Origin of the sequence: Lonsdalea britannica (assembly GCF_002111595.1) — a bacterium.
Lineage (GTDB): Bacteria > Pseudomonadota > Gammaproteobacteria > Enterobacterales > Enterobacteriaceae > Lonsdalea > Lonsdalea britannica.
Genome location: NZ_LUTN01000006.1, coordinates 1 through 21,996, shown reverse-complemented (window position 1 = coordinate 21,996; position 21,996 = coordinate 1). Strand labels below are relative to the sequence as shown.

Annotated in this window: 20 protein-coding genes; 13 read left to right on the top strand and 7 right to left on the bottom strand. The window is 51.2% G+C overall.

Features of this window, described 5'->3' with window-relative positions:
* Nucleotides 1–114 precede the first annotated feature (114 nt).
* Nucleotides 115–3,228 carry a ribonuclease E gene (rne, locus tag AU509_RS06710; RefSeq protein WP_094117967.1) on the top strand — a complete coding sequence of 1,038 codons (3,114 nt, stop codon included), beginning with the start codon at nucleotides 115–117 and terminating at the stop codon, nucleotides 3,226–3,228.
* Between the two features lie 80 nt (nucleotides 3,229–3,308).
* Here the strand turns inward: rne and AU509_RS06705 are convergent, their stop codons facing one another.
* Nucleotides 3,309–3,596 (bottom strand): putative quinol monooxygenase, encoded by a 288-nt coding sequence (locus tag AU509_RS06705; protein WP_085650888.1) that lies wholly within the window; start codon nucleotides 3,594–3,596, stop codon nucleotides 3,309–3,311.
* A gap of 184 nt (nucleotides 3,597–3,780) precedes the next feature.
* Here AU509_RS06705 and pyrC point away from each other — a divergent pair, with 184 nt between their 5' ends.
* From pyrC to AU509_RS06680, 5 genes are all read left to right on the top strand, one after another.
* Nucleotides 3,781–4,824, top strand: coding sequence for a dihydroorotase (gene pyrC / locus AU509_RS06700; protein ID WP_094117966.1), 1,044 nt, complete (start codon nucleotides 3,781–3,783; stop codon nucleotides 4,822–4,824).
* Between the two features lie 107 nt (nucleotides 4,825–4,931).
* Entirely contained in the window at nucleotides 4,932–5,183 is a 252-nt protein-coding gene (gene dinI, locus AU509_RS06695; protein ID WP_085650890.1) for a DNA damage-inducible protein I, read from the top strand.
* 395 nt (nucleotides 5,184–5,578) lie between these two features.
* Nucleotides 5,579–5,833 carry a biofilm formation regulator BssS gene (gene bssS, locus AU509_RS06690; protein WP_026740390.1) on the top strand — a complete coding sequence of 85 codons (255 nt, stop codon included), beginning with the start codon at nucleotides 5,579–5,581 and terminating at the stop codon, nucleotides 5,831–5,833.
* A 363-nt stretch (nucleotides 5,834–6,196) separates the two neighbouring features.
* On the top strand, nucleotides 6,197–6,751 hold the full coding sequence (locus tag AU509_RS06685; RefSeq protein ID WP_094117965.1) for a cytochrome b: 555 nt from the start codon (nucleotides 6,197–6,199) through the stop codon (nucleotides 6,749–6,751).
* A gap of 26 nt (nucleotides 6,752–6,777) precedes the next feature.
* Nucleotides 6,778–7,356, top strand: coding sequence for a YceI family protein (locus tag AU509_RS06680; protein ID WP_085650892.1), 579 nt, complete (start codon nucleotides 6,778–6,780; stop codon nucleotides 7,354–7,356).
* Nucleotides 7,357–7,406: 50 nt separating this feature from the next.
* On the opposite strand, the gene trhO is transcribed toward AU509_RS06680, so the two are convergent.
* The gene (gene trhO / locus AU509_RS06675; protein WP_085650893.1) at nucleotides 7,407–8,465 is read right to left on the bottom strand and encodes an oxygen-dependent tRNA uridine(34) hydroxylase TrhO; all 1,059 of its coding nucleotides are present in this window, start codon (nucleotides 8,463–8,465) and stop codon (nucleotides 7,407–7,409) included.
* A 408-nt stretch (nucleotides 8,466–8,873) separates the two neighbouring features.
* On the opposite strand from trhO, the gene AU509_RS06670 reads away from it, so the two are divergent.
* Nucleotides 8,874–9,794, top strand: a complete 921-nt coding sequence (locus tag AU509_RS06670; protein WP_085650894.1) for a Kdo(2)-lipid IV(A) acyltransferase — start codon at nucleotides 8,874–8,876, stop codon at nucleotides 9,792–9,794.
* A gap of 176 nt (nucleotides 9,795–9,970) precedes the next feature.
* On the opposite strand, the gene mdoH is transcribed toward AU509_RS06670, so the two are convergent.
* Together mdoH and AU509_RS06660 are read right to left on the bottom strand one after the other, a co-directional pair.
* Nucleotides 9,971–12,526: a glucans biosynthesis glucosyltransferase MdoH gene (mdoH, locus tag AU509_RS06665; RefSeq protein WP_094117964.1), complete on the bottom strand. Its 2,556-nt coding sequence runs from the start codon at nucleotides 12,524–12,526 to the stop codon at nucleotides 9,971–9,973.
* The gene (locus tag AU509_RS06660) at nucleotides 12,519–14,087 is read right to left on the bottom strand and encodes a glucan biosynthesis protein G (RefSeq protein ID WP_085650896.1); all 1,569 of its coding nucleotides are present in this window, start codon (nucleotides 14,085–14,087) and stop codon (nucleotides 12,519–12,521) included. Before AU509_RS06660 ends, mdoH begins: the two co-directional genes overlap by 8 nt.
* A 526-nt stretch (nucleotides 14,088–14,613) precedes the next feature.
* Between AU509_RS06660 and AU509_RS19040 the strand changes: the two genes are divergently transcribed.
* Both AU509_RS19040 and AU509_RS06650 read left to right on the top strand, forming a co-directional pair.
* Nucleotides 14,614–15,048, top strand: coding sequence for a DUF2946 domain-containing protein (locus tag AU509_RS19040; protein ID WP_085650897.1), 435 nt, complete (start codon nucleotides 14,614–14,616; stop codon nucleotides 15,046–15,048).
* 46 nt (nucleotides 15,049–15,094) lie between these two features.
* On the top strand, nucleotides 15,095–16,540 hold the full coding sequence (locus AU509_RS06650; RefSeq protein WP_094117963.1) for a PepSY-associated TM helix domain-containing protein: 1,446 nt from the start codon (nucleotides 15,095–15,097) through the stop codon (nucleotides 16,538–16,540).
* Between the two features lie 92 nt (nucleotides 16,541–16,632).
* Here AU509_RS06650 and AU509_RS06645 read toward each other — a convergent pair whose 3' ends face one another.
* Nucleotides 16,633–16,917 carry a hypothetical protein gene (locus AU509_RS06645; RefSeq protein ID WP_085650899.1) on the bottom strand — a complete coding sequence of 95 codons (285 nt, stop codon included), beginning with the start codon at nucleotides 16,915–16,917 and terminating at the stop codon, nucleotides 16,633–16,635.
* 205 nt (nucleotides 16,918–17,122) lie between these two features.
* Nucleotides 17,123–17,398, bottom strand: a complete 276-nt coding sequence (locus AU509_RS06640; protein ID WP_094117962.1) for a hypothetical protein — start codon at nucleotides 17,396–17,398, stop codon at nucleotides 17,123–17,125.
* Between the two features lie 415 nt (nucleotides 17,399–17,813).
* Here AU509_RS06640 and AU509_RS06635 point away from each other — a divergent pair, with 415 nt between their 5' ends.
* Together AU509_RS06635 and AU509_RS06630 are read left to right on the top strand one after the other, a co-directional pair.
* On the top strand, nucleotides 17,814–17,999 hold the full coding sequence (locus AU509_RS06635; RefSeq protein ID WP_176223464.1) for a GhoT/OrtT family toxin: 186 nt from the start codon (nucleotides 17,814–17,816) through the stop codon (nucleotides 17,997–17,999).
* Nucleotides 18,000–18,101: 102 nt separating this feature from the next.
* Nucleotides 18,102–18,593: a 2-thiouracil desulfurase family protein gene (locus AU509_RS06630; protein ID WP_094117961.1), complete on the top strand. Its 492-nt coding sequence runs from the start codon at nucleotides 18,102–18,104 to the stop codon at nucleotides 18,591–18,593.
* A 12-nt stretch (nucleotides 18,594–18,605) separates the two neighbouring features.
* Here the strand turns inward: AU509_RS06630 and matP are convergent, their stop codons facing one another.
* The gene (gene matP, locus AU509_RS06625; RefSeq protein WP_094118036.1) at nucleotides 18,606–19,067 is read right to left on the bottom strand and encodes a macrodomain Ter protein MatP; all 462 of its coding nucleotides are present in this window, start codon (nucleotides 19,065–19,067) and stop codon (nucleotides 18,606–18,608) included.
* 209 nt (nucleotides 19,068–19,276) lie between these two features.
* Between matP and AU509_RS06620 the strand changes: the two genes are divergently transcribed.
* Both AU509_RS06620 and fabA read left to right on the top strand, forming a co-directional pair.
* Nucleotides 19,277–21,004, top strand: a complete 1,728-nt coding sequence (locus AU509_RS06620; protein ID WP_094117960.1) for an AAA family ATPase — start codon at nucleotides 19,277–19,279, stop codon at nucleotides 21,002–21,004.
* A gap of 90 nt (nucleotides 21,005–21,094) precedes the next feature.
* A complete protein-coding gene (fabA, locus tag AU509_RS06615; RefSeq protein WP_085650903.1) occupies nucleotides 21,095–21,613 on the top strand; it encodes a bifunctional 3-hydroxydecanoyl-ACP dehydratase/trans-2-decenoyl-ACP isomerase in 519 nt (172 codons plus the stop codon).
* The last annotated feature ends 383 nt before the right edge of the window (nucleotides 21,614–21,996 follow it).

Sequence of the window (21,996 nt, the reverse complement as noted above, 5' to 3'; positions counted from 1 at the left end):
GGGAGGTTGACGCCCCTGCGATAAGCCACGAGGCCATCGGTTCATTCCGGTCATACCCCGCTTTCACCGGCAGCTCTATCCATAATGCAAGTTAAGAATAACGAGTAAGTTACGATGAAAAGAATGTTGATTAACGCGACTCAGCAAGAAGAGTTGCGTGTTGCCTTGGTTGATGGTCAACGCCTCTATGATCTGGATATTGAAAGCCCGGGTCATGAGCAAAAGAAAGCAAACATTTATAAAGGTAAAATCACGCGTATTGAACCGAGTCTCGAAGCCGCTTTTGTTGATTACGGCGCTGAACGACACGGTTTTCTCCCCCTCAAAGAAATCGCACGCGAATACTTCCCCAGTCACTATGCTTCCCATGGCCGCCCAAACATCAAAGATGTTCTGCGCGAAGGCCAGGAAGTTATTGTGCAGGTGGATAAAGAAGAACGCGGCAACAAAGGTGCGGCGCTGACGACGTTTATCAGCCTTGCCGGTAGCTACCTGGTTCTGATGCCGAACAACCCACGTGCCGGCGGTATTTCACGCCGTATCGAAGGGGATGACAGGACCGAGCTGAAGGAAGCGCTGAGCTCTCTGCAGTTGCCTGAAGGCATGGGCCTGATTGTACGTACGGCCGGTGTAGGCAAATCCGCAGAAGCCCTGCAATGGGATCTGGCGTTTCGCATCAAACATTGGGAAGCCATCAAGAAAGCCGCAGAAGGTCGCCCTGCGCCGTTCCTGATCCATCAGGAAAGCAATGTGATCGTTCGCGCATTCCGCGACTATCTGCGCCCGGACATCGGCGAAATCCTGATCGACAACCCCAAAATTCTGGAACGCGCCAAGGAGCATATCGCCTCTTTGGGTCGTCCCGATTTCAGCAGCAAAATTAAGTTGTATAGCGGTGAAATCCCACTTTTCAGCCACTATCAGATCGAATCCCAAATAGAATCCGCCTTCCAACGTGAAGTGCGCCTGCCTTCTGGCGGCTCCATTGTTATCGACACCACCGAGGCGTTGACGGCTATTGATATCAACTCCGCACGTGCTACCCGCGGCGGCGATATTGAAGAAACCGCCTTCAACACTAACCTGGAGGCGTCCGATGAAATCGCCCGTCAGCTGCGTCTGCGAGATTTGGGCGGTCTGATCGTTATCGACTTTATCGATATGACGCCAGTCCGCCATCAGCGCGAAGTTGAAAACCGTCTGCGCGACGCCGTCCGTCAGGACCGTGCCCGCATTCAGATTGGACGAATTTCACGTTTTGGTTTGCTGGAAATGTCGCGTCAGCGCCTGAGCCCTTCTCTGGGCGAATCCAGTCATCACGTTTGTCCGCGTTGTAGCGGCACCGGGACTATTCGCGATAATGAATCCCTGTCTCTGTCTATCCTGCGTTTAATCGAAGAAGAAGCGCTGAAGGAAAACACCAAAGAAGTCCAGGCGATTGTGCCGGTGCCGATCGCTTCCTATCTGCTGAACGAAAAACGTGACGCGGTCAACGCTATCGAACAACGTCAGGGCAGTGTTCGCGCGGTCATCGTACCGCATGACGGTATGCAAACGCCTCACTACTCCGTCGTACGTATCCGTAACGGTGAAGAGAAGCCAGCCCTGAGCTACATGCTGCCGCAAATGCTGGATGCGGAAGTTCAGCAGGCGCAAGAAGAGCAGATTGCCGAACGCAAGATCCCTGAGCAACCGGCACTAGCGACGTTTAGCCTGCCGGATAACCTTCCGACAGAAACGCCGACACCGGCCGCCGCCCATAATGCACAGTCCGCTGCGCCTCAGAAGTCCGGTATCATCCGTCGTCTGTTCGGCTCGTTGAAAGGTATGTTCGATGCACCTCAGGCGACGGCGGAAGAAACACCGCAACAGCCTCAGGCTAAAGAAAACGAAACAAACGAAAGCCAACCGCGTCAGGAACGTCGCAACAACAATCGCCGCCAATCCGGCAATCGTCGTGACCGTAATGAGCGGACACCGCGCGAAAACCGCGAACCACGCGACGATCAGCAGCGTCGTAACAACAAGCGGACGCAAAACGCAACGAATGACACACAAACTCCGGCCGTCGATGCACAGGAAAAAGCAGCGCGCGAAGAGCAACGTCGTGAGCAACGAGCGGAACGTCAACGTAACCGTCAGGAAGACAAGCGCCAGGCTCAGCAGGAAGTCAAAGAGCTGAACACGGCAGCTGAAACTGAAGTGCAGACGCCAGAGCAGGAAAAACCGGCTCAGGTGATGCCGCGTCGCCAACGTCGTCAGCTCACGCAGAAAGTTCGTGTTGTTGATGACGCAGATACCGCTGCCGCAGCTAAACCGGCCGTTGAAGCAACTCCGGTTGCGGAAGTCGCCGCACCGGCCACCTCAGAAACCAGCTCGGAAAACAACGCTGGAGATAACCGTGATAACAACATGCCGCGTCGTTCACGCCGATCACCGCGCCATCTGCGTGTCAGCGGACAGCGTCGTCGTCGTTACCGTGATGAGCGTTACCCGGTACAGTCTCCGATGGTTGTCGAACAGGCGGCTTCTGCGCCGGAAATGGCCTCGGGCAAAGTGTGGATTCACTACCCGATTACGCAACCTCAACCTGAAGCGCCAGAAACCGTGGTTCAGGAAGAAGATGCGATCACCATTCCTACGGTCACGGAATACGAGTTGCTGTCCAGCTCCATCGCGGAAGAAATCGTAGAGGAAAACAACGAGTCGACGGAAGCCCAGAGCAGCGATGTGATTGCTCCGGAAGAAGAAGTGACCGCGCAACTGCCGTTGGAAACCCGTGTATCGCGTGAAGAAAGTGCCTCTGAGGATGCGGATGACAGCGCCAAAAAAGCGGAAGAAGCGAGTTCAGAAGAGTCAGCGCCGGTTCAAGACGCCGCTGCGAATCATGCCCACGCGCCCGCCGCTGAACCTGTTGCGCCGGTAACAGAAGAGACCGCCGAGGCGGTTGAGGAACACGTTGAGCAGCCCGTAGAAACGGCGCCGGTCCTGACCGAGAAACCGGTCGAGAAAGCGATTCAGCCGACACCTGATGCGCAGCCGAGCTTTAAACATCACGCCAAAGCGCCGATGACTAAAGCACCAGCGCCACAGTATGTGCCTGAAGAGCCGAAATCCAGCGACTGGCAGCGCCCTGCGTTCGAGTTCACCGGAAAAGGGTCTGCAGGTGGCCATGCTTCGGTTAACCGCGCCAGCGCCCCGGCAACCAAGCCTACCGTTGAAGAGTAACGATAAAAAAAGCACCACATAACTTACGTGGTGCCCGTTGTATCTCTGGAATGCCCGTCATTGACGGGCATTTTTTTTGCTTAAGCGACCTGGGTCATCAGTTTGATGTCGACAGAAACCGTCTTACCTTCCATATCTGCAACCAGTTTCTGGAAATGAGCTGTCTTCTCATGCGTCTCTAATGCTTCTTTGTTTTTCCAGCGTTCGATGAAAACAAAAGCACCTGGCTTATCGATTTCCGCATGCAGGTCGTACTGCAAATTACCGGCCTCTTTGCGGCTAGGTTCTACCGCTTTGGTTACCGCATCCGCGATTTCTTTCAAGTACTCTGGTTTTGCCTGAAGGCAAGCGACGACACGAATTTCCATTTTTTTCCTCTTCTCGCATTTTGCGAATGTATTAGATCTTTTAATATGAAACGCCAATAAAAGAAGAATTTCAACCACTTCAAAACAATCGGGTGCATTTCAACCACTTTACGCTTATGCTTGTCACCCGCCGTAATCAGTCTTATGACCGCTATGTTAATCACTGACCGCCGGAGCATAATCCATGACCCCCGTCCCAACCGTCCTGAAAATTCGTCGTCCCGACGACTGGCATCTGCATCTCCGTGACGATGACATGCTAAATGCGGTATTACCCTACACCAGCGCCGTTTTTGGCCGCGCTATAGTTATGCCTAACCTGACACCGCCCATCACCACCGTCGCGGCAGCAGAGGCCTATAGAACGCGCATTCTTGCCGCCATCCCTTCCGCTCATCATTTCCATCCCCTGATGACTTGTTATTTAACCGACACGCTGGACCCGCGCGAGCTGACCGAAGGGTTCGACCAAGGGGTATTTACGGCGGCCAAGCTCTATCCCGCGAACGCGACCACCAACTCGAGCCACGGCGTGACGGACATACGCGCTATCTATCCGCTGCTGGAGCAAATGCAGAAGTTGGGGATGCCCTTGTTAGTGCATGGCGAAGTTACGGATCCCGAGGTGGATATTTTTGATCGTGAGGCTTACTTCATCGATCGCGTCATGGAACCTGTGCGCAAGCAATTCCCCGCCCTCAAAATCGTTTTCGAACACATCACGACCCGCGACGCGGCGCACTACGTTTTAGCAAACGATGAGTATCTGGCAGCCACCATTACGCCACAGCATCTGATGTTCAACCGCAATCATATGTTGGTGGGCGGAATACGTCCCCACCTGTACTGCTTACCTATACTGAAACGAAATGTACATCAGCAAGCCCTGCGCGACGTCATCGCCAGCGGTTCAGAAAAATTCTTTTTGGGAACAGACTCTGCGCCCCACCTGCAGCATCGCAAGGAGTCTTCGTGCGGCTGCGCAGGCGTGTTTAACGCTCAGGCTGCGCTGAGTGCGTATGCCACCGTCTTCGAAGAGATGGGAGCGCTGGAACACCTGGAAGCGTTTTGCTCTCTTAATGGACCTCGTTTCTATGGTCTCCCCATCAATGATGACTTTATTGAACTGCATCGGGAGCCGATCACTTTCCCTGAATACATTGATGCCAAAGGACAAAAACTCATTCCCTTTATGGCAGGACAGCAGCTCAACTGGTCTGTCCGGTAACCTTACCCTGCCGGAAGGCAGGGAAAATTCGTCTTTCTTCGACTTTATGCCTCTTGCGTTTTAATAGGGACAACTGTATAAACAAACAGTCCCGTATGGAGGTCATTATGCGTGTTGAAGTCACTGTAGCAAAAACCGTTAAGTTGCCCGCCGGCGCCATTGACGCCTTGACTCAAGAGCTGAGTCACCGCATTCAAACACATTACCCGGATACCTCTGTTTTGGTACGTTATGCCGGGTCGAATAGTCTCAGTGTTTTCGGTGGCAATAAGGATGATAAAGAGAAAATCACCGAGATTCTGCAAGAGACTTGGGAAAGCGCTGACGATTGGTTTCTTTCCGGACTCGACACAGACTAAAAGTTTGTCAATTCTTCTTTTTTCACCGCAACCTTCTCTTTTGTCATAAATGCACTCGTTTTTTGGATAGAAAATTCGAGTGCTATTTAATTAAATCAGCAATATTCTCAAAGAGTCTTATCAAAAAAATAACTATTGCGTATTGCTGAATGAGCAGGCTTAAAAGAATTTGAATTGTAAGTCTATTCTGACCGCACAATGATTAAGTTATTCTGGCCAGCCCCCATCCATTCATTGGTTAAATAAAGAACAAAAAACGACCTGCTTTGCGATTGTTTACAATAAAATTCCATAAATACAGTCAGGAGCGATATACTCATTAAGTTATTGTAGATAGGAGTCACCTAGAACCTCGTTTAGTCACTCATGCTAGTAACTAGTCATAAGGGGTAATCATGGATATAAAAAGTGAAGTTATTCAAACACATCCACTTGTGGGTTGGGATATCAGCACCGTTGACAGCTACGATGCAATGATGATCCGCTTACACTACCTCTCTACCGCGGACCAGGCTCCCGATGAAGCTCAGGTTGATCGTACTTTGTGGTTAACCACCGATGTGGCAAAGCAACTCATTAACATTCTTGAAGCGGGCATTGCCAAAATCGAATCAAATGAATTTGAGCCCATTGATTATCTAAAGCATTAAATTTTCTTTTTCTGTAGTACGTTATTATCACCATAGACACCGTCTCCCGAGGCGGTGTCGCCTTTTATATCAATATAAAATCTCACGAACATCTCAATAATTCACATCTCTAATTATTTTCACTCCCGATATGTTGCTCACAGTTTAAAAATTAAGGCATTTTTATTTTTCGCATCAAGGTCGATGACGACTATTATTTTAAGCAATCCATATGATGTTCTGAATGAGATAGGGACAGCTCATTCAAAATGATTGATAAATAAAATCATCATGTTAAAAGCAATAATTTTGTATTGCTTTTATTTTTACCTGTGTTTAATTTTCTCCTGACTTGATAGCAACTTCACGATAAGGAATGTGGTCATGCTTTGGCGCAATACGTCAGCTCGATATGGTCATATCAGCGTGCTGCTTCACTGGATCGTCGCACTGGCTGTCTACGGCATGTTTGCGCTAGGCCTGTGGATGGTTTCGCTTGGCTATTACGATACCTGGTACCACAAGGCACCTGAGATACACAAAAGTATTGGTATCCTGCTTTTTATTGTCGTGCTGTTCAGGGTGATATGGCGCAAAATCAGCCCGGCTCCTTCGCCGCTTGCCAGTTATTCACGACTAACCCGAATAAGCGCCACGCTCGCACATATTCTGCTTTATCTTCTGCTGTTCAGTCTCCTCATCAGTGGCTATCTCATCTCCACGGCAGAAGGTCAGCCTATTTCAGTATTTGGCTGGTTTTACGTTCCTGCCACGCTTAGCGGGCTCAGGGATCAGGCGGATATAGCTGGAAATATCCATTTTTATCTTGCATGGGGCATCGTCATTTTGTCGGTTCTGCATGCATTAGCAGCACTGAAGCATCACTTCATTGATCGTGACGGCACGTTAAAGCGGATGTTGGGACGCAGCGGCCATTAAACCTCGGGATTGTTAGGAGAAAACCAATGTTAAAGAAAACGCTATTGGGTTTGTTACTGGCTTCATCAGTTTCCTACGCGGGTTCCGCCCTTGCTGCGGATTATAAAATTGATAAAGAAGGCCAGCATGCCTTCATACAATTTAGAATCAAACATTTGGGCTACAGCTGGTTGTATGGCACGTTCAAGGATTTCGACGGGACCTTCACTTTTGACGAAGCGAATCCCTCAGCGGACAAAGTGAATGTCACGATTAAAACCGACAGCGTGGACACCAACCATGCTGAGCGTGATAAACATATCCGTAGTGGCGATTTCCTGAACGTAGCGAAAGCGCCTTTGGCGACCTTTACTTCCACCGAAGTGAAAAAGCAGGGTAATGATTTGGATATCACCGGCAATCTGACATTAAACGGCGTCACCAAACCGGTCACGCTCGATGCCAAACTGCTGGGACAAGGGGATGATCCGTGGGGCAACTATCGCGCAGGCTTCGAAGCCACAGGGAAGATCAAGCTCAAAGACTTCAACATCACAACGGACCTGGGGCCCTCTTCACAAGACGTTGAGCTCATTATTTCACTTGAAGGTGTTCGTCAGAAATAATTCAGCCAAAAGAGAGCCCCTGACGGGGCTCTTCCTTTTTCTGAACGTTGCTACGCTTTCTCACCCTTCGTGGACGTCGGCAGCGCCGTATGCAGCAATCCCCGGGATTTATTGAAAATCTTCATACCGGTTTCCCTTTCACGCCTCAGCTTACGCTGTTCATCCAGCGGCAGCATGACTTCCTCCTGACAAGCAGGACCACAGCAACCTTGATATTTTTCCGCACACTGAGGACATTGTATAAAGAGCAAATGACATCCCTCATTACGGCAGTTTGTGTGCGTATCGCATGAGGCGCCACACTGATGGCAATGAGCAATCACCTCATCGGAGACCCGTTCGCCCATACGCTCGTCAAAGACGAAGTTTTTACCAATGAACTTGAGGGGAAGTCCCTGAGCCTTTGCCTGACGGACATACTCAATGATCCCGCCTTCGACGTGGAACACATTTTTATACCCATGATGCAGCATATAAGCGCTGGCTTTTTCACAACGAATACCGCCCGTACAATACATGACGATGTTCTTTTCACGGTCGTCAGCTAACATTTCCGCGGCCATAGGCAATTGCTCACGAAAGGTATCAGACGGCACTTCCAACGCATTTTCGAAATGGCCTACTTCATATTCATAATGGTTGCGCATGTCGACAAACACCGTGGAAGGATCTTCCGCCATCCGGTTAACCTCTTCGGCTTTCAGATAATGGCCAACCTGTGACGGGTCAAACGTCGGATCATCAATCCCATCGGCCACAATCCGCTCGCGCACCTTCATCCTTAATACCCAAAACGATTTGCCGTCATCTTCCAGCGCAATATTCAGCCTGATGTTGTTCAGCGCAGGATGCGACTCATACAACCGCGTTTTGAACGCATCAAACAGGCTTTGAGGGACGCTAATCTGCGCATTGATCCCCTCTTTGGCAATATAGACACGGCCAAACACGTTCATCTCGGTCAACGACAGGTAGAGCGCGTCGCGAAATGCTTGGGGTTCGTCCAGCTGGAAGTATTTATAGAAGGAGACCGTGGTGCGAGGCTCGGTTTCAGCAAGCATGCGCGCCTTCAGTTCCTCATTGGAAACACGGTTATGTAACACTGGCATGGTGTACGATCCTGTTTATAGTGAGGTTAACGACATTAATTCTGTGTTAGCATTTTGTTGCCAACACAATAGCGCGGCATGATACACCAGCGCTTAGCCCCTGTCAGGCTCAGATAACCCCCTTATAAATATCAATGTGAGCTACACAAGGAGAATTGATGACTAGTTTCATCGTGACGGTTTCGTCATAATACTGGCCTCTTGTGACTGGCTGACCGTACTACCAAAGGTCAAAAACCATCGCAAACCGATGCTATGATAGGCGTCTGACTAAATCCGTATAAAAATCAGCTTGTAGCACATTTCAAATGCGCCATTAAATGCCATATTCAACTACTCTTCGGAGTGGTGTTCTGAAAATTCCATTAACACAAGGCGTGAGTTACCGCCGTTTTCGATATTAAGGCCATGACGACAATCCCCTCTTTCAACCGTTCGCTGTTGCATCCGCGCTATTGGCTTACCTGGCTGGGCATAGGCATCCTTTATCTGGTCGTCCTGCTTCCTTATCCGATCATTTACCGCCTAGGGACACATCTTGGCCGGCTATCGATGCCTATTTTGAAGCACCGAGTCCAGATAGCTCGGCGCAACCTGGAGCTGTGTTTTCCCGACATGTCCGCCGAAAAACGGGAAGCGCTGGTACGTAGCAACTTCGAATCAGTCGGCATGGGCGTCATGGAAACGGGTATGGCGTGGTTCTGGCCAGACTGGCGTATCGCGCGTTGGTTCAAGGTCTCCGGCCTGGAGAATATGCAACCCCTGCGCGAGCAGAATCGTGGAATATTGCTGATCGGGATTCATTTTCTGACGTTAGAACTCGGCGCTCGCATTTTTGGCATGCAGAACGAAGGGATTGGCGTATATCGTCCGAATGATAATAAGCTGATTGACTGGTTGCAGACTTGGGGTCGCATGCGTTCTAACAAGTCCATGCTGGACCGCAAGGATTTAAAAGGCATGATCCGCTCTCTCAAACAGGGAGAGATATTATGGTATGCCCCTGACCACGACTATGGTCCGCGCAGCAGTGTGTTCGTCCCGCTGTTTGCCGTCGATAAAGCCGCGACGACTGCTGGCAGTTATATGCTGGCCCGGAGCGCAAAACCGGCGGTCGTTCCATTTGTCCCCCGCAGGCTGCCTAACGGCAAAGGTTATGAGCTCATCATTCAGCCCGCCGAACTGGATATACCAGTAGAGGATGAAATCGCTACGGCCACCTGGATGAACCACATCATTGAGCAAAATATCATGCTGGCCAGCGATCAATACATGTGGTTGCACCGCCGATTTAAGACACGCCCGCAGGGTGAACCCTCTTTGTATTAGTCGTGTTTCTTACTGCCGTGGATGGAGGACCATCCGCAGCAGATAAACGAATAGCAGCGTAACTCCGAATCGTTGCTTACCCTGCCCAACGTGACAAAACCGTAAGTAAAAAAACGCCCGATGAAATTCATCGGGCGTTTTAGCTATGTCGGTATTAATGGCTTAACCGAGTTACATTACGACTTCACCGGCGGAACGGCTAGGGTCTGATAGTACTCAGCCCAGTCAGTGTAACGTTCAGGCTCCTGCCAGACATGGTAATGCAAGCGAGAGATCGTCACCGGATCGCTGAGCAGCGCCAGTCGTTGGTTATTTTCAACCTCTTGTGGTTTCAGGCTCAAGGCCTCCGCCACACGCTGTTCGCGCACCGTTTCGATAGGCTGGCTGAAGCGATGTCTCGCCGTGGCCATCCCGCTGGCTAATGCGTTGATCGTCGGGTCAAAGACCGCATGCATAAATCCGTTGTTCAGCTTGCGTTCACGATTAAGACGGAAGTACTCATCCGTCGCCACCAGTTCACGCGGCGGATTGAACTCTTCCGGAATCAGCAGCAGCTTCGCACGTTTGCAGGCCAGACCCAGATTGGCGCGGCTGGAGTACACCGACACCCAAGGCGACAGAATCAACGAGAAGACGATCGGGGCCAGCCACCATAAGAAGCGAAGATCCAGCCAGGCCATTCCCAGCGCCCAGACCAGCCCCAGCACCAACTGCGAACCGTGGCGGGTGAATGCTTCGCCCCACGAAGTTGCATCATCATCACGCTGTGGAGAATTCCACTGTACCGACCAGCCGAGGAAAGCACTGACGACGAAGACCGTGTGAAACAGCATTCTGACCGGCGCCAACAAGACGGAGAACAGCATTTCCAACAACAGTGAAATGAACACCCGGATGACGCCGCCGTATGGCTTCGCCCCTTTGGCGCAGGCCAAAATCACGCTCAGCAATTTCGGCAAGAACAACAGAACCAGCGTGGTGGAGAATAGCGCGATGGCAAGCTCAGGTCGCCACTGCGGCCATACCGGAAACAATTGTCGCGGCTGCAGGAAGTACTGGGGTTCCATTAAGGTATGCACAACCTGCAACGCGGTCGATAAGGCCAAGAACATAAACCATAGCGGCGCGGAGAGGTATGACATCACCCCGGTCAGGAACACTGCGCGATGCACGGGATGCATGCCTTTGACCAGGAACAACCGGAAGTTCATCAAGTTGCCGTGACACCAGCGGCGGTCACGTTTCAATTCATCCAACAGGTTCGGCGGCAGCTCTTCATAGCTACCGGGCAGATCGTAAGCAATCCACACTCCCCAACCGGCTCTGCGCATTAGAGCGGCTTCCACAAAGTCATGAGACAGGATCGACCCGGCGAAAGAACCTTCTCCCGGCAGCGGCGCAAGCGCACAATGCTCAATAAAGGGTTTAACGCGGATAATCGCGTTATGGCCCCAGTAATGCGATTCGCCCAACTGCCAGAAGTGTAGCCCCGCCGTAAACAGCGGTCCGTAGACGCGTGTCGCAAACTGCTGGCAGCGCGCGTACAGCGTGTCCATACCCGATGCCCGCGGCGATGACTGGATAATCCCGGCATTCGGATTCGCTTCCATCAGCCTGACCAGATTGGTCAAACAATCTCCGCTCATCACGCTGTCGGCGTCCAGTACCACCATGTAGCTATACTGACTTCCCCAACGGCGGCAGAAATCATCGATGTTGCCGCTTTTCCGTTTCACACGACGGCGACGACGGCGATAGAAGATATGACCTTCGCCTCCGACATCGCGGCACAAATCCATCCAAGCTTTCTGCTCTGCGATGCAGATATCGGGATCGTTGCTATCACTCAACACATACATGTCGAAATGCGCTAACTGGCCGGTCGCTTCCACCGACTCGTAAGTCGCCCGTAAACCGGCGAATACCCGCTCTACGTCTTCATTACAAATCGGCATGATCAACGCAGTACGATGTTCCGGATTGAGGGGCTCGTTGCCGACCGTGCTGGATGAAATACTGTATTTATCCTTGCCTATCAGTAACTGCAGGAACCCCATGAGCGCAGTCCAAAAGCCCGCGGAGACCCAGCAGAACAGGATGGCGAATAAAATCAGGATACCGCTTTGCAATACGTAAGGCAGCAGCTGCATAACGGTGCGCAGCCAGTCCTGGTGCGCCATCTCGAAGGGATCGATCAGCGCCCATCCCTGATACGGCAGGATGGTTTTCATGTACCAGGTCGCGATTGTCGTTTGAAACAGCGTCAGAATCAGAAGGATGTAGCGACGGATCGTACCCACCGTACGCCACCGGCTCTCTTCTTTGTTTTCCTGCACCGTTACACGGCGGTGACGAGGTGCGGTCGACTGCCCCAAAATACCATGCCACCAGCGTACAAGCGGGTTGGTTTGCCAAGCGTCAGGAAACATCACGGCACGTTTGATCTTCGGCATCGCCTGAATCGCAGTGCGCCCTTCCCGATCTTTGGTCAGTAGTTTTTCCTGAGACGGATTGTCTCCCCATCCCATCTCCAAGCGACGCTTCACGGAGATTAAGGGCAAATCATCTTCGGCCCGAAGATTCACCGAATCGCCATCAGCTAAAGCCTGATGCACTTCAGATGGATTTGGGGGAGTCGTTGAATGCGGGAGGGATTCACGCAACGTCTCTGCCTGCTCGGCAGGCAGAGACAATTTCTCGACATAGTCGAGAGAGGAAGTTGACTTATTCATTGGCAGGCAACTGATAGCTCCATGTTTCAGTCAAAGTAGTCTCGCCATTCACCAACGCTGCACGCATTTCTGTTGGCTTTTTACTGTCCTTCACGCGCAGACGGAGCGTCAAACGCCAGCCTTTGGTTACAGGGTTGTAACGTACGCTGTTTTCGACGATTTCACCGTTATCACCGATGCTCACCTGAGGCGCTACCGGCGTCGCGGGATCCATGTCTTTCATCTGCGTACCGACGAAATCCACCAGGAAAGCAATTGTTCCATCCGGCTGACGGATCAGGTTCGACTGCTTCACGTCCCCCGTAGAACGCATGGTCTGCTTAACATAGGCGATTTCAGGAGAATGCAATGCATCTTCATCCGTCGTGAAATGCAGGCGGTATTTCACATCCAGCGGCTTCCCTTTTTCCGGCAACGTATCCGGCGTCCAGAAAGAAACGATGTTGTCGTTGGTTTCATCCGCCGTTGGGATTTCTACCAGCTCCACCTTGCCTTTGCCCCAGTCGCCCTTAGGCTCAACCCACCCACTCGGACGCTGGTCGTAACGATCGTCCAGGTCTTCATAGCTGGTGAAATCGCGACCGCGCTGCAACAGACCAAAACCTTTAGGGTTCTCGACAGTATAGGTGCTGACGGACAAATGTTTCGGATTGTTCAGCGGACGCCATATCCATTCGCCATTACCGGCATGAATAGAAAGGCCATTTGAATCATGCAGGTTCGGACGGTAGTTCAGTGTCGGCGACGGCTGATTAGGTCCGAACAGGAACATACTGGTCAGCGGCGCGATGCCCAGCTTGCCGACGTTATCACGCAGGTAAACCTTGGCCTGAACGTCTACGACGCTATCGCGGCCTGGATATACGGTGAAGCGGTATGCGCCCGTCGAACGCGGCGAATCCAGCAGTGCGTAAATGACCAGATGCTTATCATTAGGTTTTGGACGCTCGATCCAGAATTCGCGGAAACGCGGGAATTCTTCACCGGACGGCAACGCCGTGTCGATAGCCAGTCCACGCGACGACAGACCGTAGATCTGACCTTTGCCGATAACGCGGAAATAGCTCGCGCCCAGCATGCTGACGATCTCGTCGTTTTTATCCGCCTGATTGATAGGATACAGAATTTTAAAACCAGCGAACCCGAGGTTTTTCACCGCGTCAGGGTCGTGGTTGACTGAACCGAAGTTAAAGTAGTCAGGCGAATATTTAATTTCTTTTACCGAGGTAGCGGTAACTTCATTGATTTTGACAGGGATATCGAAGTACATCCCCTGATGATAGAACTGCAGCTTGAACGGGGTGGGCGTTGCGTTCCAGTATGATTTATCCTGATTGAAACGAATCTGCTGATAGTCGGCGAACTTCATGTCGCGGAATTGATCGGGCAGATTACTTTTCGGTGCTTCAAACCCCTTTGCTGCCAGTTTTTCCGCCTGTTGCGCGACATCGTCAATAGAAAATGCCCATGTAGGCAAAGACGTCAAAGACAGCATTACAGCGGCTGAGAGCAAGCGAAGATTGTTGACTCGCTGTTTAACCTTAAATTTATTAACCAGCACATCTCCCCCTGTATGTGTGCTTCAATCAACTAAAATCCATATTAATGGATAAGTTAGCTATCCGACAACTTCATAAAGATTTGGTTCATTATGATAGGTCAGCGTTTAAACAACGGCTATCTCTATTCGTCATTTAATTCCGATTTAAACGGGCATCGGTGATTCGCGTTTCCCTTTTTCAGACTTTGGGACAACGATTCTCACAGACCGCAGCCTTCTCATTCCTTAAAGCGCTAAATGCGCATCATTCATTATCAAGCCGTCATTCCATGACAGGGCACTACCATAACGGAAATTGTAGGGATTTCGCCTAGGAATAGTCCGTTAGGCGTAAAAGCAGGGATTCTCCTCTTAGATTTGGTCTTGAGCAAGCGCAATCACCGCGCTCAGAAGCGAAGTTTCTTTATTTGGAAACGCGTGCGTCATTAGGCCACTATGACGCCTAAGAAAATACATTTTTGTAACGTTTATCCCTCTAAATACGCTACAGTCACGCCATCGAAATATGCTCTATGCTTAAGCGCACATGTCACTGTTTGAGTTAAGGCGAAAACGCGGTCCCTACTGGCTGAGTATTCTTGCCGTCATCATGATTTTTATCTCGCCAGCGGTTTCTCAACTGCTGGCTCGGAGTCACGACGTCCAGACGCAAACAAGACATCATCACCCGCATTCCACCGCATCGTCGTCCACACACGGGCACCTCTCTTCGCATTCTCGCGATTGCCACAACGCGGCGCAGACGCGCAGCGCATGCGGTTATTGCGTCCTGTTTTTGCATCTTCCCGCGTTGCAACCTTGCGGCGGCGATCTGATACCGCGCATTTACTGGCGTGCCTTACATTTATTGAAAAGCGACTTACCGCAGCGCATTGCTGATTCGCACCACTTCTCCCCGTTGGCACGCGCGCCACCGCTTTTTTTCGCGTTCAATTCTCTGCTTACGCATCCGCAGGTTTGAAACATCGAGCCTGCGCGCCCTATTTCATTATCTTTGCGGAAACGTTATGTCTGCTCCCAAAACCGGGGAAAAACGCCCCAACGTCGAACAGCTTCCTATCCCAACCTCTTCCGGGCTAAGGACGTTCTTCTTACGAATACACTTTTATATTGGTCTGTTCGTCGGCCCATTTATTTTTATCGCCGCACTCACCGGCACCCTGTATGTATTAACGCCTCAGATTGAAAATCGGCTTTATGCGCACGTGCTCTACACCGATAGAGAAGGAACGCCACAACCGCTGTCATCTCAAGTTGCGGCGGCATTGAGCGTGCTGGGTAACGACAAAAATACGACATTATCTGCAGTCAGACCCGCGCCATCCCCGGGCGAGACAACCCGCGTCATGTTTTCGTCTCCTGATTTAGGGCCTTCTGAAAGTCGATCCGTCTTTATCGATCCGGTGTCATTGGCGGTCAACGGCGATCTAACCGTTTACGGCACCAGCGGAATTTTGCCGTTCCGTCTCTGGCTGGATAACCTGCATCGCAGTCTATTGCTGGGGAGCTTCGGCAGAAATTACAGCGAACTGGCCGCCTCATGGCTGTGGATTGCGGCGTTAGGCGGCGCTTACCTGTGGTGGTCGGGTCGTCAGTCGCCCATCAATGCGGAAAAGGCCAATGCCTTACGTAGCGCCCGTCGCCGATTGCGTCGACGCCATACGGTGACCGGGCTGGCGTTACTGGCAGGCCTACTCTTTTTCTCTGCGACAGGACTGACCTGGGCGCGTTGGGCTGGAGATCACGTATCGCAGTTGCGGTACGCCCTCGGCTGGCAAACGCCGGCAGTCTCCACGCAACTTTCTGGAAACACCGAACCCTCTCCGCAGAACGAGCATGCCCACCATATGATGATGGACATGTCAGATAGGACACCTATCGATCCTGCCCGCTTTGATCGGGTGTTAGCATCCGCACGCGCTGCAGGCATTAAGGCCAGCAAAATAGAGATTCGCCCAACGTCAAAACCGCATCGCGCCTGGACAGTCACCGAAATGGAAAGAACCTGGCCTACCCGAGCAGATGCCGTAGCGGTCGACCCCGATTCGGGTCAGGTTGTCAGCAAGGTCGCCTTCAGCGACTTCCCGTTAGCGGCTAAATTGACCCGATGGGGCGTTGATATACATATGGGCGTGTTGTTTGGATGGCCTAATCAGCTATTACTCGCCGTTTTTGGCATGGGACTGTGCACAATGATTGTTTGGGGATATCGCTTGTGGTGGCTACGGCGTCCACGCGCCTCGGTTTCCAAAAATCCCCTGCAAACAGTGACCGCAGCCTTTTTAACTTTACCGCTGGCATTGCGGATTCCGGTGGTCATTATCACTTTGGGCATCGGCATCTTTCTACCAGTGATGGGGATCAGCGCTGTGATGTTGATTTTGTTAGATATCTCTTGTTGGCTGCGATACCGCGCTTCTTTACCGGCACGAGTCAAACACCGAGCGGGATAAAAACCAATCCAGGGCGGGGTAACGGATTATCCTGAAGGCTCCTAAGCGAGAGTTTACACAGAAGCAGCTTAATGGCTTGCTTCTGTGGTCCATTACACGGCTCTCAACGTCTTTCCTTCGGCCAGGACAGATGCATTTTTCCAATGCGCCTCACATTCCCTACGCGCATTGGGAATGTAGGAAGAGCGTAAAGGCAAACAGGTTTCTTCAATGTTCCATGCCATGACCATATGGTGCTCCATCCGCAATGGCTTTAGTGCGTAAATCATTGCAAAAAAACCGCCACGGGAATCAGCTTTGTAGATTTCATATCGATGGCTTACTGCGTCAATGTCATCACCAAACAGCAATGTTTCCTTTAAGGTACCGATAGGCATACGCCCTCCCTGTTAAAAATAAGACCTTTCATTGTGTGTCTATCGGCAGCGCCAGCGAGAATTTTAAATTGTGTGGGCACCACTTTCGATAACTCACACAAGATGAGGGCAAAACGCAGTGATTAATCGTGGATGATCGGGAAATAAAAGGAATGGGAAAGTGAATATATGCCTCCCTTGTCACTGGCAGGCATAAAGGTCGGTTTTATTTCTTTTTGACAGAACCTTTGGTTTTTTCCTTGATTAACTGCCGCAGCTTTTTAAGTTCTTTAGCCGATAGCGGCTGTTCTAACAATTCTTCGGTATGTTGATTATCAATGGCGTCTGCTTGCTGGGTGTCTGACAGCGCTGGCTCAAAGCTTCTCTGCAAACGAGCGCTGACTTCCGCACTGATTGAAACCCCGTTCGCGGAGGCCGCAGCTTTAATTCTTTCTTTGAGCTCATGAGTGATTTTTAACGACAGGCTTGATATCTCGTTCATTTTATTCCCTTTTAAACAGGATAAAAAACCAAACTATTTTAGTTGGCCGACTAAGTCCATATAGTCACCAAAAATTAATATTTATGTCACAATTATTCGACTGGTATCCAGCCCGTCAGCCATGTCTCAATTTTGATTTCACCTACCGGTATAAATCATTTTCCGGCCCCTCACTTCTTTATTTACCCCATGTAATACTGTGAATATTCCCCCCTTCATCGCCTCCGGCAGTTGAAGTCACTATCCATAAGTAAATCTTTTTTTTCTAAGGACTCGTCAGAATTCCCCTCGATTTGGCACTATGATTAACCGGCCGGAAAAACGTTTCACGTTTATCCCTTGTGTTAAAGGATTGATCACAAATTGGCAACGCCTTAAACTACGCGCCGCCTGCGACTATAAGGAAGAGAACAAAGTGGCTCACCATCATCTGTGGGAAATGATTAAAACTGTTTATTTCATTGGTTTTGTTCTATCGCTGGTCTTCACTTTCTTCGTCAGCAAGGACCGCTCGATGTTGATACGCCTACTCTGCGCGGTTTTAATCGGCCTGACCTGGCCGCTGAGTTTTCCCGTTGTCGTGATGTTCTCTTTCTTTTAATTATTTCCCTTTGCCCTATCCGCGTGTTTATTATTCCCGCTCTGTTGATGTCACTCGCCTCTAATGGCGGTCTTGAACTCTCGAAAGTCGAAGATCCCACTGATGAATAAGATTTTGATAAGCGCCTGTTTGGCAGGATTTCCCGTCAGATATAACGGCTCAGATAAAAAGACAGTCCAACAGTATCTTGACCGTTGGCAGCGGGAACAGCGTCTGATTATATTTTGCCCCGAACTGGCGGCGGGGTTTTCCACACCGCGGCCTCCGGCGGAAATTATCCCCACTCAACGCCGACGCGCGGTCATTGCGTCAGGGGCGCGGGTAGTCGAAGAAACCGGGGACGACGTCACTGAACAGTATCTTTTGGGCGCCTGGCTGGCGCTGGAAATGGCGCAGCAGCATAACTGCCGATTCGCACTACTCACCGACGGCAGTCCTTCCTGCGGTAGCCAGACTATCTATAGCGGCCATTTCAACGGAGAAACCGTTGCGGGCAGTGGCGTCACCGCCGAACTGCTGAGATCGAAGGGAGTGGAGGTATTTTCGGACCGGGAAATCCTCAGCTTGATTGAACGGATCAACCAGGTCGGCTGAAAACGCAACATGTTAGCGGCCTGACTTACTGTTAAGCATGGCCTGTAGATCCTGTTTTAGCGTCGACATTTGGGAGGCATATTTCTCTTTGTGTTCAGCATCTTCAATCAACTGGACAATGGTCTCCGACAGCGTACAGCCACGACGGTGAGCCAATCCCGCCAAACGCTGCCATACCAGATACTCGAGATCGATGGATTTCTTGCGGGTATGCTGATGTTCAGCATTGAAGTGCCGTTTACGGCGCGCGCGGATGGTCTGCTTCATCCGGTTATCCAGCGCGGGATTGAGATACAAATCAATCCACTGGAGCACTTTCGAGGGCTGATCTTCCATTCTGAGCAGCGCATTGACCGCTTCATCGGCCGCACTTTGCTCTATAAAGCGCGTAATGGACTCGCCTTCACGGTGCTTTTTGACCAGATATTTCCACTTCCAGCCGCACTCAAGATTTTCTAATTGCTGGTATTTCATAATAAAGTCTTCAGTGACCGTGTAACGTGCCCGACATATCTCCATTGTGGCCTGAGTTTCCTGTTTCAGGCAAACTTTTTACTGGCCATTTTTCAGCCAGAACGGCTATTCCGCCTTTGTTGTCTGCCAGCAACACGCAGGCTCTCATGTGCATCAGGCATTATTTTTGTATAATCCCGCTTTCCCTTTAGACGAGTGCTGTAGATACTTTGACCAACAACCGACTCGAATGGCAACAACTGTTGCCTGATCTCACCCCGTATCAGACATTGTTCTCTCAAGCCGCGCAGCTGACGCCCGCTGAGTTTTCAGCGATCCAGCCCCGTTTGGCGAATGCGCTGACACTCTTTTGCCAGTCTCGCTCCCCCTCTCGCTTCATGCTGTTGAAAGCGCAGGAGAGTGATGATTATCTGCGGCTGATCGCCCGAGCTGTTAACGCTACTGCGTCAATGGAAAAAGCGTTTTCCGGCAGCCTGTATCAGATCTCCGGTCGCCGTATCAGCGTCCAGCCGGCCCTGCATCAGGATGACAATTTTGCGGCCAAAATACGGTGTGGGTATCAGGAATGGATTGAGCCGGAGCAGCTGTTTGGTTGCGTCCGCCTGTTCCAGGACGATATTCAGCTACAGCCCGGACTGATTCATCAGGCCAACGGCGGCGTATTGATTCTTTCTGCACGCACGCTGCTGGCGCAGCCGCTGATGTGGCTTCGGTTGAAGCAGACGATAGTCTCAGGGCAGTACTCGTGGCTCTCGCCAGATGAACGCCGCCCGCTGCCGGTGGAAGTTCCTCCAATGCCTATGGATCTGCGACTGATCATCGTGGGCGATCGTGAAAGTCTGGCCGACCTGCACGATATGGAGCCCGAGCTGAGCGGAGACGCCATTTATGGCGAGTTTGAATCTCAACTCTCTCTGATCGCGCCTGAGGATATGGTGCACTGGTGTGCATACATAAATGCTCTGTGTCAGGAAAATCAACTTCCTCTGCTGGCGGAGGACGGATGGAACGCACTGGTCACCCACGCGGTGCGTCACAGCGACGATCAGGGCTGTCTGCCCCTGTGTCCCAAATGGCTGACTCATCAGTTGAAGCATGCCTCGCTCTACGCACAGCAAGAAACGCTCACTGCGCAGGCGATCAACGATGCCGAAACCACCCGCCGCTGGCGCGATAGTTACCTGTATGAACGGTTACAGGACGATATCGAGCTCGGTCAGATTCTGATTGAAACCGACGGCGCCGTCATCGGTCAGGTCAATGGACTTTCCGTGCTGGAATACCCAGGTTATCCGATGATGATTGGCGAACCGACGCGAATCAGCTGCGTAGTACATCCGGGCGATGGCGAACTGACCGATGTCGAGCGTAAAGCCGAACTCGGGGGTAACCTGCATGCCAAAGGCATGATGATTATGCAGGCTTTTCTGATTTCTGAACTACAGTTGGAACAGCAGTTGCCCTTCTCTGCCTCTATCGTTTTTGAGCAATCTTACAGTGAGGTAGACGGGGATAGCGCTTCCCTTGCGGAGCTTTGCGCCCTGATCAGCGCGCTGGCCCTACAGCCTATCAATCAGCAATTTGCCGTCACCGGTTCGGTGGATCAGTTTGGACACGTTCAACCCATCGGCGGCGTTAACGAAAAGATTGAAGGCTTCTTCGATGTTTGTCAGCGCCGTGGTCTGAACGGTCAGCAAGGCGTCATCATCCCCGCAACCAATCAGCGCCATCTCTGTTTACAGCCTGGCGTGGTTGAGGCTGTGAAAAATGCGCAGTTCCATATCTATCCGGTATCCTCTGTCGCAGAAGCGGTCACCCTGCTGACACAGGTTGCTTACGATGAAGAACATCGCCCCAGCTTGCTGGCTGCGATTCGTGAGCGTATCGCTCTTTTAACACCGCAAGAACGCCGTCGCTTCCCTTGGTTTTTCCGATAGCGAAACTGGTATGTCCAGCGGTAATAGGCTTGCTCAGCGTACACGTGTACGCTAACCTGCTCGCTTCACAAAAACAGGACTTAAAGAAACATGGTAGATAAACGCGAATCCTATTCGAAAGAAGATCTTTACGCCAGCGGACGCGGTGAACTGTTCGGCCAACAGGGCCCGCGATTGCCCTCTGGCAATATGCTGATGATGGATCGTGTCATCAAGATGACCGAAGATGGCGGCCAGCATGACAAAGGCTATGTTGAAGCCGAGCTGGATATCAATCCCGACCTGTGGTTCTTCGGCTGCCATTTCATCGGCGACCCGGTTATGCCTGGCTGCCTGGGGCTGGATGCCATGTGGCAATTAGTGGGCTTTTACCTCGGCTGGTTAGGCGGAGAAGGTAAAGGTCGCGCGCTGGGCGTCGGTGAAGTCAAACTCGCCGGTCAGATTCTCCCTGAAGCCAAAAAAGTCACCTATCGCATCCATTTCAAGCGTGTTATCAATCGCAAACTGATTATGGGTATCGCGGACGGTGAAGTGCTGGTCGATGGTCGCGTCATCTATACGGCGAGCGATCTGAAAGTCGGCCTGTTCAAAGATACTAGCGCGTTCTAAACCACCGCTTTAAGACGAAAGGCATTCGGGGTCATCCTAGAATGCCTTTTTGATCTCTGTGATTACGGTATCCTATTATCGGCAATCCTCCCCCTGCAAATTTCTCTCGTCTTCAGGCTCGCGTAGCCCACTCAAATCTAGCCTCCCCCCTCTTTTCTTCCATATACCACCGTAGGTCAAACCCGCGCAACAGCGTAAGTCATCAGCCAAACGTACAAGGCTTAACCAGATGTTTCAAAACCACTAAATACTGCTTGACCGTAACAAGGCGACTCCCTATAGTAGCGCCCCGTTGCCGCCGAGCGCGGCAATACGGTGAGGTGTCCGAGAGGCTGAAGGAGCACGCCTGGAAAGTGTGTATACGTGAAAACGTATCGAGGGTT